This window comes from Sulfurimonas sp. NW7, from assembly GCF_051132265.1.
GTDB classification, from domain to species: domain Bacteria; phylum Campylobacterota; class Campylobacteria; order Campylobacterales; family Sulfurimonadaceae; genus Sulfurimonas; species Sulfurimonas hydrogeniphila.
The window spans coordinates 258,491-270,942 of record NZ_CP093235.1 but is presented as its reverse complement, the minus strand read 5'-3'; the positions used below and the strand labels follow the sequence as shown (position 1 = coordinate 270,942).

The window sequence follows — 12,452 nt, the reverse complement described above, 5'->3', positions numbered from 1 at the left end:
TTTAACGCCGGTTTTTATAAACTGTCGATATCACTTAAGAAGGAAAACAACAGATGGTAGAGTATATTTTAAAGCGAGACGGTTCCTACAAACAATTTTTCTCTTATAAAATAGAAGATGCCATCAAAAAAGCCTTTTTAAGTGAAAATGTAGATTTTGACGAAGCGGTATACATCAAAGTCATTCAAAGACTTGAAGCTAAACGGATTGTTGCTGTTGAAGATATACAGGACATTATAGAAAAAGAGCTGTACAAAGCAAAATATTTTGATGTTATGCGCTCTTTTATACTCTACAGACATCTTCATAAACTTCAAAGAGAAAAAGCCATTGAAGATGATACTACCTATATCCATTCGACACAGACTATAGAAGAGTATATCAGCGGAAGTGACTGGAGAATAAAAGCAAACTCAAATACAGGCTACTCCAGCGCCGGTCTTGTTAACAATACAGCAGGCAAAGTGATTGCCAATTACTGGCTTGACAAAATTTACTCAAAAGAAGAGGGGTATGCACATAGAAACGGGGACTATCACATACACGATTTGGACTGTTTGACCGGATACTGTGCCGGCTGGAGTCTGAGGGTTCTTCTGGATGAAGGATTTAACGGAGTAAGGGGAAGAGTAGAGAGTGATGCACCAAAGCATTTCAGAGAAGCTCTCGGACAAATGGCGAACTTTTTGGGAATTTTGCAAAGTGAATGGGCCGGCGCCCAGGCCTTTTCATCTTTTGACACCTATCTGGCGCCTTATCTTTTTAAAGATCAACTTTCATACAAGGAGGTAAAAAAAAGTATTCGCAGTTTCATATATAACCTAAACGTACCCGCTCGATGGGGACAATCACCTTTTACAAATATTACTATAGACTGGAACGTTCCTGATGATTTGAAGGATCAGATTCCAACATGTAAGCAGGAGCATCTTTTTAAAAATATTTCAGATACCGGGTTAAGATTCAAAGCACTGCAGAGGGGTGTTTCATCCCTCACAGAGATGACCTATAAACATTTTCAAAAAGAGATGCACATCATCAACAAAGCTTACTATGAGGTTATGACAGAGGGAGACAAAACCGGTCAGCCTTTTACATTTCCTATACCTACCGTCAATATTACAGAAGATTTTGACTGGTACGGTGAAAATACGGATTTGCTGTTTGAAAACACCGCTAAAATTGGCTCCTCCTACTTCCAAAATTTCATAGGGAGCCAATACAAACGGGACAAAAACGGGGAAATCATCGCAAACGAAGAGGCCTACAAACCCGGACATGTCAGAAGTATGTGCTGCAGACTACAGCTTGATTTAAGAGAATTGCTTAAACGAGGCGGTGGTCTTTTCGGCAGTGCGGAAATGACGGGCAGCATAGGGGTTGTCACTATTAATATGGCAAGGCTGGGCTTTTTGCACAAAGGCAATATGGAATCTCTGCTTGAACGCCTTGACGAACTGATGGAGTATGCAAAGTCTACACTGGAGAAAAAACGTGTTTTTATTCAAGAGATGTACGACAGAGGGCTTTTCCCTTATACAAAAAGATATCTGCCCGGGTTTAGAAACCACTTTTCTACCATCGGGGTCAACGGGATGAATGAAATGATTTTGAATTTTACCGGAGGAGCCTATGACATCAGTTCCACACAGGGCATTGACTTTGCCACTGAGATATTAGACCACATAAGAAAAAGAATGGTCGAGTTTCAGGAGGAAACAGGCAATCTTTACAACCTTGAAGCCACACCGGCGGAGGGAACAACCTACCGGTTTGCCAAAGAGGACAAAAAAAGATACGGTGACAAAATCATACAGGCCGGTATGGATGAAAACATCTACTATACCAACTCTTCACAGATTCCTGTGGGTCTGACAGATGACCCTTTTGAAGCACTCACTCTGCAGGATGAACTGCAGACAAAATACACCGGTGGCACTGTTTTGCACCTTTACATGCAGGAGCGTCTCAGCTCAACCGAAGCCTGCCGCAGACTGGTCAAAAATGTCATCACAAATTTCAGACTGCCTTACATTACGGTAACACCGCTCTTTTCAGTTTGTCCAAAACACGGCTATCTCTCAGGAGAACACGAATACTGCCCAAAATGTGACGAAGCACTGATACAAGAATATGAAAACAACAAAAAGGAAGCATCATGATAAATAAAAATAAAATCTTAGAAGGACTTAAAGAACAGAGACAAAAATGTATAGTATACACACGAGTCATGGGATATCATCGTCCTGTTGAAAGCTTCAACCTAGGAAAAACCGGTGAACACAGACAACGCAAACAGTTCAAAGAGTAAAAAATGCATTTATGATATCACAAAGTTTACCCATCTGGACTACCCTGATCATCTAGCCTGCATCATATGGTTCAGCGGGTGCAATATGCGCTGTGATTTTTGCTACAACAAAGAGATAGTCTTTGCAAAAGAAGGCAGTTACAGTATGGAAGATGTGCTGAAGTTTTTGCGAACAAGAGTCTCTTTGCTTGATGCTGTCGTTCTCTCAGGCGGAGAAGCCTCTTCCTATGCCCTCACTGACTTTTGCAAGGCAATCAAAAAGCTCGGATTTTTAATCAAACTTGATACCAACGGCACAAACCCTTTACATGTAAAGGAACTCCTTGGTCTGGACCTGCTTGATTATGTCGCGCTGGATTATAAAGCCCCTCAGTATAAATTCACACCTGTAACACACTCCGGCAAATTTCATGAATTCAGCCAAACACTTGACCTGCTTATCCGCAGTGGTATTGATTTTGAAGTACGCACCACACTCCATAGCGATTTGCTCAATGTAGATGACATCAACTGCATTCTGTCAGATTTAAAAGAGAGAGGCTATAAGAATACCTATTATATTCAGGAGTTTATCGAAGCAAAAAGTACTGTAGGCGGACTGCAGAAACCTTCAAAACCTTTCAACAAATCCCTCTTAAGAAGTAATTTTCCTGTTATTTGGAGATAAATTCCTTTTTCTTGACATAAATCAATTTTTTACTGCCGTTTATAAGTTATCATTCTGTGAAATTTAAATCAGACAAAGTTTGTCTTATTTAAAAAACTGAGTATTTGTATACTCTTCACAAGGAAATATCATGACAAAAGTTATACTGACATTTACATTGGCAATGGTTGCACTACAGGCACAGGACACAGTACACTACGACAAAAAAGAAGTGAAAAAACCGGCTATTGCAAGACCATACCATCCGGGTCAGAATTAATCCGAGGCTATTGATTAAACGCTATCTGATAGCCAAGTCCTTTTACATTTATAAGGAACTCTTTGGAGGTTTTTTCTCTAAAGCGCCTTATAAATGTTCTCAATCTTTCATCACTTACATCTTCCTTCCAAATCATATTTTTGATTGTTGCATACTCCAAAATACCTCGGTTCTCCTCATAGTTTTTGACTAACGCCTGCAAAAACAGAAGTTCCTTTTTTGAAAGTGCGATATATCTGTTGTTTTTGTATAGACTGTTGGTGGTTTTATTAAATACAAATCCGTCCAAAAAATTTAAAAGCTTTTTACCAATGCTTGCTTCGAGTGAGAGAATATACTCTAAAACCTCATCCGGATCAAAAGGTTTTATAAAGTACTTAACGACTCCGGTATCTATTGCACCCAACAATTTTTCCACATCGCTAAAAGCACTCAGTATTATAATTTTGCTCTGTGGATTTATACGTTTGATCTCCTGAGCCATCTCCAGTCCGCTTTTGTTTGGCATCATAATATCGGTAATCACAATGTCCGGAAAAACCTTCTTATATATATGTAAGCCCTCATCTCCGTCTTTTGCCAGTAAAAAACTGTGAAAATGGTCTCCGATAGCATTTTTCAGCAACAGTGAAAGTTTTTCTTCATCTTCAACAAATAAAACTTTCAGACTTTTTAAAAATTTATTTCTCATTATCTTTTCTCTCTGTTTTGCAGCGGAATTTTTATACTGAAAGTTGTAGAACCGTTTTTGGATTTTACATCTATGGAACCGTTCAAGCCCTGTTCACAAATCATTCTCGACATAAACAGCCCAAGTCCTGTACCCGAAGAGGAGTGCTTTGTCGTAAAATAGGGTTCAAAGATTTTATAAATCTCTTTTTCTTTGATACCGCCGGCATTGTCACTAAACTCTATAAGTGCAAAATCTTTTTCTTTTTTTACACGTATATGTATCTCTTTTATCAAAACAGACGACTGTAAAAAAGCATCTTTTGAATTTTGGATAAGATTGATAATCACCTGTGTCAACTCATTTGAAATGCCTAAAATTTCCACATCTTCAAACTCGGTATGCACACTGATCATCTCTTTGATTATAATTTTTTCTAAAATGTTTAATGATTCATTGATACTGTCTGCTATTTTGAAATAGTTTTTCTGCTTTGTCGGTTTAAAAAAGTTGGTAAAATCATCAATCGTCGTCGACATATTCTGTATAATTGCCTTGCTCTCATCATACAGACTCTGCACTTCCTCTTCTTCGTTGTTAAGCGCTGCTTTTTTTAAACTAAAGAGTGTCAGACTGAGTTCTGTGAGCGGTTGTCTCCACTGATGGGCTATGTTTGCAAGCATCTCGCCCAGACTTGCAAGCCGTGACTGCCAAAACATCACTTTTTGCTTTTGTTCATTTTTGGCTATCTCTTCTTGCACCCGAAGCTCAAGCGTTTCATTGAGTTCTTTAAGCTCCTGTGTCTTCTCCTGCACCCTTTTTTCAAGATTTTCATTGAGTTCCTGCAGCTCTTTTTCTTTTTGTTCCAGACTCTTTTTGTAAAACACCTCTTTTGTAACATCATAACGAATCGCCACAAACTCTTCAATGTTGTTTTGTTTGTCAAGGATGGGAATGACGGTGGTATTGACATAAAAAGTTCTGCCGTCTTTTGCTCTGTTTTTTACGGTAGCCTTGTATGTTTTTTTTGCCTTGATTGTCTCCCACAATTTCTTAAACACGGAGGTTGCGACATCAGGATGTCTGACAATATTGTGGTTTTTCCCGAGCAGTTCCTCTTTTGAATAGCCCGAAATTTTGCAAAACTCCTCATTGACAAAGGTAATGATGCCGTTGACATCGGTTTTTGAGATAATATTGCTTTTTTCAATCGCTTCTTTATACTGTTCTAACATAGTTTAATTTTAGCCAAACTAATCCCAAAGTACACTTACGCCATACTCTTCATTCAAAATGATATTTTTTGTATAGTAAATCTTTTTGCCGTATTTTTTACTGAGCAGTTCCACTTCGAGTTCCCCCTCACTTAAAAGTTCTCTGACCTCCTTGTAACCCAGCCATTTACCGTATTTTGCCAAAGAGTTCTGCCAGATTCTGAAGCTGCATGTAGATTCCGGCGTCACTTCAAACATCTCTCCGTCTTCTGTCTGCCAGTGGGCGTTTGAACAGGCATAGAGTTTTACTTTTTTTCCTCGCACCTCTTTGTCGCGTACTTCAATTGCACCGTCATCGCAATATGGGCATTTTCCTAAAATCATCATCTCACTCCTGATTTTTATGCTATTATTATAAGGCTTTTCAACCACTGCTTCGCAATTTATTGCAATTTGACATATTATAAGGATACAACAATGCAAAACAAATTTATGGATGCGATGAACTTTCGCCATGCCTGTAAAATATTTGATGAAACCAAAAAGATAAGTGATGAAGATATGCACTTTATTCTTGAATGTGGCAGAAAATCACCCTCCTCTTTCGGTATGGAAGCCTGGAAATTTTTGGTCATTACAAACGAAGACCTCAAAGCCGAGCTGAGACCGGCATGCTGGAATCAGGTACAAATCACTTCCTGTTCGCATCTCGTTGTTATTCTTGCCGGAATAGAGAGTCTCAAACCGGAGTCAGGAGAAGTCAAAAAAAGATTTTCAAGGCGTAATATGCCGCAGGAATCACTTGATATGTATATGGACCTCTATGCCAAACATTTGGAAAAAACACTTAGCAGCGATGAAAATATTTACTGCTGGAGTGCAAGACAGACCTATATAGCTGCTGCCAACATGATGACCGGTGCTGCCTATACAGGAATAGATTCCTGTCCTATAGAAGGGTTTGAAAAAGAAAAAGTCGAAGATATTTTAGGTCTTGATACTAAAAAATTTCAAGTCGCAATGGTGCTTCCTTTTGGCTACAGACTCAATCCGCAACCAAAACAGATCAGACTGCCGTTCGACGAAGTAGTGGAGTTTATACTCTGAGTGTGGCAGTCAACCGTTTAGGATAAATGAAAAGTTCGAGTGCTTCGGTGACAGACTTGCAGACTATATCCGAAGTGAGCAGACTTTTTGTGCTGCAGCCCTCATCACCAAGTACACAAATGCCTATGTGCGCTTTTTGCAGCATTTTCATATCGTTGTTTCCGTTACCCACAGCCGCACACTCACTTGCATTTAATGCAATAATATATGCCTCTTTTTCCAAAGTATGGTTTGCACTCTCCAATACCTTTACATGTAAAGCATACTCTTTTAGCTCATTTTTGACACTGCCAAAGGTGTCTGCCGTGATTACATGTAAGGTATACTCTTTGGCCAAAAGCGGCAGCAGTCTCTTTGCCTCTTCCAGTAAAATACCGTCTTTTGCAAGCGTACCGTTATAATCCAAAATAATATGTTTTATATTTCTCTGCATTTTTTTCCTTCTTGTTTTGTGTAGTTTTTAAGCCTAAAGTCGGCACTAAAGTACCGATTCCGAGGGATAGTACAGTTTTTCGGGACCCGTACTTCAGTGCGGGCTGTGAAATGGTTTTTAATCTCTCTTTTAGTCAAAGAAGACTAGTATATGAAAAAATATTTAGGACATTATACATTATGAAAGGTATAAAACTCACACAATACAGTCACGGGGCGGGTTGCGGCTGTAAAATTTCTCCAAAACTGCTTGATACTATTTTAACAACCACGAGAGAAACGATTGCTTACCCTGATTTGCTTGTCGGCAATTCTTCAAAAGATGATGCCGCGGCTTTTGATTTGGGCAACGGGACGTCTGTTTTAAGCACGACTGACTTTTTTATGCCCATAGTCGATGACCCGTTTACTTTTGGGCGCATAGCTGCCACCAATGCCATTAGCGATATTTACGCTATGGGCGGTAAACCGCTTATGGCCATTTCCATTTTTGGCTGGCCGATTGACAAGCTTGATGCGGATGTGGCACGCGAAGTTATTGACGGCGGCCGCTCAGTCTGTGAAGAAGCAGGTATTCCACTGGCAGGCGGGCACAGTATAGATTCTCCCGAACCTATATTTGGACTTGCAGTTACAGGCATAGCACAAAATAAACATCTTAAACGCAATGATACTGCCGAAATCGACTGCGAACTCTACCTCACAAAACCACTGGGGATAGGCATACTGACAACGGCACAAAAACAGGGAAAAATTGCCGAGGGTGACATAGATATTGCCGTAGAAGCCATGTGTACCCTGAACAAAATCGGTGCAGAAATCTCCGCATTAAAAGGCGTAACCGCACTTACCGATGTGACAGGTTTCGGACTGCTTGGGCACTTAAGCGAAATATGTGAGGGAAGCAGTATCAGCGCTGTTGTAGAGTTTGACAAAGTGCCGACACTCAAAAATGTCAAAAAGTATCTGAAGATGGGCTGTGTTCCGGGAGGCACACGCAGAAACTTTGAGAGTTACGGAAATAAAATTTCTCCGATGTCCCAAGAACAGCAGGACATTTTATGTGACGCACAAACCTCTGGCGGACTGCTGTGTGTGGTGAAAAAAGATACAAAAGAAGCCTTTTTGGCACTTACAAAAAATGCAGGGCTTTGCCTGGAACCAATCGGATTTACATGTAAAGCAAGCAAATATCTTGTAGAGGTAGTCTGACTTTGCCCAATAATATTACAAATGTAACAGATGATTTTTTATCTATTGTACTCAATGAAACACCTCTGCTTGATGTCCGCGCCCCTGTTGAGTTTGAAAAAGGAAAGTTTATCAATGCAACAAACCTGCCTATACTTGATGATGAAGAACGCAGACTTGTCGGCATACGGTACAAAGAGGCCGGAAATGACGCAGCCATAAAGCTGGCCGAGTCTCTTATTCAAAATGAGGGAAAAGAGAAAAGAGTCCGCCTCTGGCAGGACTACCTCAAAAAAAATCCCGAGGCAAAGCTTTACTGTTTTAGAGGAGGACAACGCTCAGGGATTGCGCAGGAGTGGCTCAAAGAGAGCAATATTGATATTACCCGACTCAAAGGCGGATACAAGGCTTTTCGCAATTTTTTGATGCAACAGAGTGAAGACATCAGTACGCAGACACCCACACTAATTTTAGGTGGCAGAACAGGCTCGGGAAAAACCATTCTTTTAAATAAACTGCCAAATGCCATTGACCTTGAAGCCGTTGCCAATCATCGCGGCTCTTCATTTGGAAGTTTTGTCAACGCACAGCCCTCGCAGATTGATTTTGAAAACAATCTTGCCTACAAACTCATACAGTTTCATCATAAAAATTTTACCCATCTTGTTTTGGAACATGAAAGCCATAATATCGGCAGAACATTTATTCCAAAACCCGTATATGACAATTTTATGCAGGGACAGCTTGTATTGCTGCAGACTCCGATTGAAGTTCGCGCACTCATAACGTATGAGGAGTATGTTCTTGGCGCACTCAAAGAGTATACATTACACTACGGGAAAGAAGGTCCGCAAATATGGGCACACAATGTACAATCAGGGCTCAAAAGAATCCAAAAACGTCTGGGTGACCAGCTTTACAGACAACTTGCACAACTCTTTGACGAAGCCTGTTCCCAAGATACCCAGGCAGAGGCAAAAACATTCTACTTGGAGTGGATTACCCTTTTGTTACAAAGATACTACGACCCGATGTATGATTACCAGATTAAAAAGAGTCCCATACCTGTTGTTTTTGAGGGAAATGCTTCTGATGTGTTGCACTTTTTACAACACCAGTTATGAAAATATGATACAATTTCCTCATGCAAAACAATTCAACACAATTAGAGCTTTTAAACAATACAAATAAAACCTTTGAAGAAGAGTTTTTCCGATATGCCAAACCTTTTGAGTATGAAAAAGGGTCTTCGCCATTTTATCCGGATGATCTGCTCAAATATTTTTATATAGTCGTTAACGGCAGAGTCAAAACATATCAGATAAACTTTCAGACAAACAAAGAACAGACTCTCTTCATCTATAAGCGCGGAGATATGTTTGATGTCATCTCCCTGCTTGACGGCAAACCGCATGAGGTTATTTATGAGGTTATCGAAGATGCAAATATTTTACGCCTGCCGATTGAAAGAGTCCGCTACTGGCTTGAAAATGATGCTACTTTTAACAAAAAGTTCTTTCCCTACCTTGCTGCGCATATGCGCTATACGGAAGAACTTGCTACCGAACTTGCCCTGTATGATACAAAAGAGCGTTTTTTAAATCTTTTAGTACAGAATTTAAACCCCAATCACAGATTCCGATACCAACTCCTGCAAAATCTCTCCAACAGCGAAATAGCAAAACTGCTCGGAACGGTCCGTCATGTTATAGAGAGAAGCATCAAACAGCTCAAAGCCGACGACATCATAGAAACCAGCAGACGCAACATAAAAGTAAAGAATCTTCAAAAACTTTTAGACAAAACCTCCCAAATGCTACTTAAGTAGCAAAAGAATTTTTCAAAACAGACTATTATTTCTTAAATAAAAATTTAAGGAGTGAGACATGTTAGTGACAAGACATAGAAATCCGATACAAAATACAAGAAGATTTGATTTGATTAACGAATTTTTTAATGCACTGGAAACACAGAACAGCGAAGAGCCAAGAGAGGTTTTTGACTTTGTACCGGCTGTCAATACGAGAGAAGGGGACGATGCCTACTATATTGAGCTTGATCTGCCGGGTATAAAAAAAGAGGATGTGGAGATCAGTGTTGACAAAAACATCTTAACCATCAAAGGCAAAAGAGAAGTAAAAAAAGAAGAAGAGAAAGAGGACTACTACAGAATAGAGAGTGCCTACGGTACTTTTTCAAGAAGTTTTACGCTCCCTGAAAAAGTAGACAGTGAAAATATCCGTGCAACCGGAGAAAACGGGGTAGTCGAGATTACCATACCAAAACTGAAAGTCGAAAAAGATACAACGAAAAAAATTGAAATCGAGTAAGGAGGATTATCATGGATATCGTACAAACATCAAAAGAGTTAGTGGAAAAAGCGGAAGAAAAAGTTGAAAAAGGTTTGGAAGTTGTCAAAGATACATTTCACAATGTAGCATCACATCTTCCTCTGGCAAACCTTGCAAAACATCGTAATGACACCTTCACAATCGAAGTTGATTTACCGGGTGTTAAAAAAGAAGATATAGAATTAAAAGTCGAAGATGACTATCTGACTGTTACAGCGGTCAGAAAATTTAAAAACGAGGTCAAAGAGGATGATTACTATCTCTGTGAATCAAATTTCGGCGTCATCTCAAGAAGTTTTATCCTGCCTGACAATATAGACAGAGATAAAATTCAGGCAAAATTTGAAGACGGAAGACTGTATCTGACTCTTGAAAAACTCGAATCCAAAAAGACAAAAAACATCAGCATCCAATAACAAAGGGTGCTGACACAAGGAGTTAGCTATGAAAAAACTAGTAAGCAGTCTGTTGCTTTCATCTTTGCTGACCGGATCTGCATTCGCGAGTATGGATGCAATGAACCCCTATGATGCAGATTTTGCAAGAATGAACCAGTATTTCAACTCTTTAATAGAGTCACACTTAAGCAGTTCGGCATTAAATAATTTCAGTTATCCAAGAACGGACATTCAGGATGCAAAAGACAAAATAGTATTAAAGTTTGATTTGGCGGGAGTTGACAAAAAAAATATTAAACTTTCCATTGATGACAATAAAATTTTGACTGTAAAAGGCGAGAAAAAAGAGTCCAAAGAAGAAAAATCCAAAGATTTTGTCAAAAAAGAGATTTTTTACGGTGAGTTTCAAAAATCAATTCAACTGCCTGAAAATATTGATGAAAGCAAACTTGCAACAAAATTTGAAAACGGTATTTTAACCGTCACGATTCCTAAAAAAGAAGTTAAAAAACCAAAAGCAAGACTTATCCCTATAAAATAATTAATTTTTTCTGCTAGAATTCCTCTATGAATTCATACGCAGAAAAATTTACCAACGCTATAGAAAACAGTTTTTTTAATAAACTTCCCAAACATGAACAGGAGTTTATCAAAGAGAAATCCTTTGAGTACAAATTTTCCTATCAGGAAATCAAACAGATAATCAATTTCGCGCGAGATCTGGGGATGTGGGATGAGAAAAGAATCACTGCAATATTTCCCGAACATCCCCAAAGAAAAGTTGTTTTCTCCAGGCTTAAAAAAGCCTATGAAAATATACGCAACAAACCAAATTCCTATAAAAACTTTACCCTCAAAAATATCCCCCAAGAACAAAAATATACCTTTAAAACAGTACCAAAAGAAGGTTTTGGCCTTGGACTCTGCCCTGTGGCAAGTGAAAAGACACGCTGCTGCAATCTGCTCACGCTTGATGCGGTTGAGAGCTGCGGGTTTGACTGTTCCTACTGTTCCATTCAGAGTTTTTACAATCAAAATACCATTACCTTTGACAGCAGTTTTGCAGACAAACTCTTAAATCTGCAACTTGATCCAAACAAGACCTACCACATAGGTACCGGTCAGGCATCGGACTCACTGATGTTTGGCAACCGGGAGGGTGTTTTGGATGCTCTTTTTGCCTTTGCAAGAAAAAATCCCAATGTCATTTTAGAATTTAAAACAAAATCAGACAATATAAAATATCTGCTTGAAAATGAAGTGCCGAAAAATATACTCTGTACCTGGAGTCTCAATACCCAGACTATCATTGACAATGAAGAACATCTCACCGCTTCGCTTGCAAAACGTATAGCAGCCGCTCGAAAAATGGCGGACAAAGGTGTTAAAGTCGGCTTTCATTTTCATCCCATTGTAGAATACGAAGGCTATCTTGACGAATATCAAGAAGTATATGAAGAACTTATACTAAAATTCTCTCCACAAGAGGTTGCGCTTGTCAGTTTTGGGACACTTACCTTTATAAAGCCTGTCATAAAACAGTTGCGTGAGCGTGAATTCAGAAGCAAAATTACACAAATCCCGCATGAAGATGCAAGCGGAAAGACATCGTATCCTGATGCGACAAAAGTTGAAATGTTCAAACATGCCTATGAAAGTTTTGCTCCATGGCACCCCAAGGGCACTTCCTCCGGGGTGACAAAAGAGCAGGTCTTTTTTTATCTTTGTATGGAAGAGCATCACATGTGGGCCAAAACATTTGGATATCAATACTCTACAAACAATGACTTTGAACGCGCTATGCTTGGAGCATACTGCAAAAAACTCGGTCAGGAATTTTTATTATAGGACG

Annotated in this window: 16 protein-coding genes; 12 read left to right on the top strand and 4 right to left on the bottom strand. The window is 39.3% G+C overall.

The window, feature by feature from the left end; translation table 11 throughout:
- Positions 1-53 precede the first annotated feature (53 nt).
- The 4 genes from MLC35_RS01460 to MLC35_RS01445 all read left to right on the top strand — a co-directional run bounded on the left by MLC35_RS01460 (position 54) and on the right by MLC35_RS01445 (position 3,237).
- Positions 54-2,162 carry a ribonucleoside triphosphate reductase gene (locus tag MLC35_RS01460; protein WP_151901224.1) on the top strand — a complete coding sequence of 703 codons (2,109 nt, stop codon included), beginning with the start codon at positions 54-56 and terminating at the stop codon, positions 2,160-2,162.
- Positions 2,162-2,311 carry an anaerobic ribonucleoside-triphosphate reductase gene (nrdD, locus tag MLC35_RS01455; protein WP_434638326.1) on the top strand — a complete coding sequence of 50 codons (150 nt, stop codon included), beginning with the start codon at positions 2,162-2,164 and terminating at the stop codon, positions 2,309-2,311. The genes MLC35_RS01460 and nrdD overlap by 1 nt, the downstream gene beginning before the upstream one ends.
- Entirely contained in the window at positions 2,277-2,978 is a 702-nt protein-coding gene (locus MLC35_RS01450; RefSeq protein ID WP_346389199.1) for an anaerobic ribonucleoside-triphosphate reductase activating protein, read from the top strand. The genes nrdD and MLC35_RS01450 overlap by 35 nt, the downstream gene beginning before the upstream one ends.
- 130 nt (positions 2,979-3,108) lie before the next feature.
- Positions 3,109-3,237: a hypothetical protein gene (locus tag MLC35_RS01445; RefSeq protein ID WP_255613235.1), complete on the top strand. Its 129-nt coding sequence runs from the start codon at positions 3,109-3,111 to the stop codon at positions 3,235-3,237.
- Positions 3,238-3,244: 7 nt separating this feature from the next.
- Here the strand turns inward: MLC35_RS01445 and MLC35_RS01440 are convergent, their stop codons facing one another.
- The 3 genes from MLC35_RS01440 to MLC35_RS01430 are packed head-to-tail and all read right to left on the bottom strand — an operon-like array spanning position 3,245 to position 5,508.
- On the bottom strand, positions 3,245-3,928 hold the full coding sequence (locus MLC35_RS01440; protein ID WP_151901226.1) for a response regulator transcription factor: 684 nt from the start codon (positions 3,926-3,928) through the stop codon (positions 3,245-3,247).
- The gene (locus tag MLC35_RS01435; RefSeq protein WP_151901227.1) at positions 3,928-5,142 is read right to left on the bottom strand and encodes a PAS domain-containing sensor histidine kinase; all 1,215 of its coding nucleotides are present in this window, start codon (positions 5,140-5,142) and stop codon (positions 3,928-3,930) included. Before MLC35_RS01435 ends, MLC35_RS01440 begins: the two co-directional genes overlap by 1 nt.
- An 18-nt stretch (positions 5,143-5,160) precedes the next feature.
- A complete protein-coding gene (locus tag MLC35_RS01430) occupies positions 5,161-5,508 on the bottom strand; it encodes a hypothetical protein (protein WP_434580889.1) in 348 nt (115 codons plus the stop codon).
- A gap of 90 nt (positions 5,509-5,598) precedes the next feature.
- On the opposite strand from MLC35_RS01430, the gene MLC35_RS01425 reads away from it, so the two are divergent.
- Entirely contained in the window at positions 5,599-6,228 is a 630-nt protein-coding gene (locus MLC35_RS01425) for an NAD(P)H-dependent oxidoreductase (RefSeq protein ID WP_151901229.1), read from the top strand.
- Here the strand turns inward: MLC35_RS01425 and MLC35_RS01420 are convergent.
- Positions 6,218-6,661, bottom strand: coding sequence for an HAD family hydrolase (locus MLC35_RS01420; protein WP_434637461.1), 444 nt, complete (start codon positions 6,659-6,661; stop codon positions 6,218-6,220). The genes MLC35_RS01425 and MLC35_RS01420 overlap by 11 nt on opposite strands.
- 176 nt (positions 6,662-6,837) lie before the next feature.
- Between MLC35_RS01420 and selD the strand changes: the two genes are divergently transcribed.
- The 7 genes from selD to MLC35_RS01385 are packed head-to-tail and all read left to right on the top strand — an operon-like array spanning position 6,838 to position 12,448.
- Entirely contained in the window at positions 6,838-7,872 is a 1,035-nt protein-coding gene (selD, locus tag MLC35_RS01415) for a selenide, water dikinase SelD (protein ID WP_346389566.1), read from the top strand.
- Between the two features lie 2 nt (positions 7,873-7,874).
- Positions 7,875-8,975, top strand: a complete 1,101-nt coding sequence (mnmH, locus tag MLC35_RS01410) for a tRNA 2-selenouridine(34) synthase MnmH (RefSeq protein WP_434637459.1) — start codon at positions 7,875-7,877, stop codon at positions 8,973-8,975.
- A 20-nt stretch (positions 8,976-8,995) separates the two neighbouring features.
- A complete protein-coding gene (locus MLC35_RS01405; protein ID WP_151901232.1) occupies positions 8,996-9,679 on the top strand; it encodes a Crp/Fnr family transcriptional regulator in 684 nt (227 codons plus the stop codon).
- A 58-nt stretch (positions 9,680-9,737) separates the two neighbouring features.
- The gene (locus tag MLC35_RS01400) at positions 9,738-10,181 is read left to right on the top strand and encodes an Hsp20/alpha crystallin family protein (RefSeq protein WP_418640944.1); all 444 of its coding nucleotides are present in this window, start codon (positions 9,738-9,740) and stop codon (positions 10,179-10,181) included.
- A gap of 11 nt (positions 10,182-10,192) precedes the next feature.
- The gene (locus tag MLC35_RS01395) at positions 10,193-10,618 is read left to right on the top strand and encodes an Hsp20/alpha crystallin family protein (protein WP_151901234.1); all 426 of its coding nucleotides are present in this window, start codon (positions 10,193-10,195) and stop codon (positions 10,616-10,618) included.
- 28 nt (positions 10,619-10,646) lie between these two features.
- A complete protein-coding gene (locus MLC35_RS01390) occupies positions 10,647-11,141 on the top strand; it encodes an Hsp20/alpha crystallin family protein (protein WP_434637454.1) in 495 nt (164 codons plus the stop codon).
- Between the two features lie 26 nt (positions 11,142-11,167).
- Entirely contained in the window at positions 11,168-12,448 is a 1,281-nt protein-coding gene (locus MLC35_RS01385; RefSeq protein WP_434637452.1) for a radical SAM protein, read from the top strand.
- Positions 12,449-12,452: the final 4 nt, after the last annotated feature.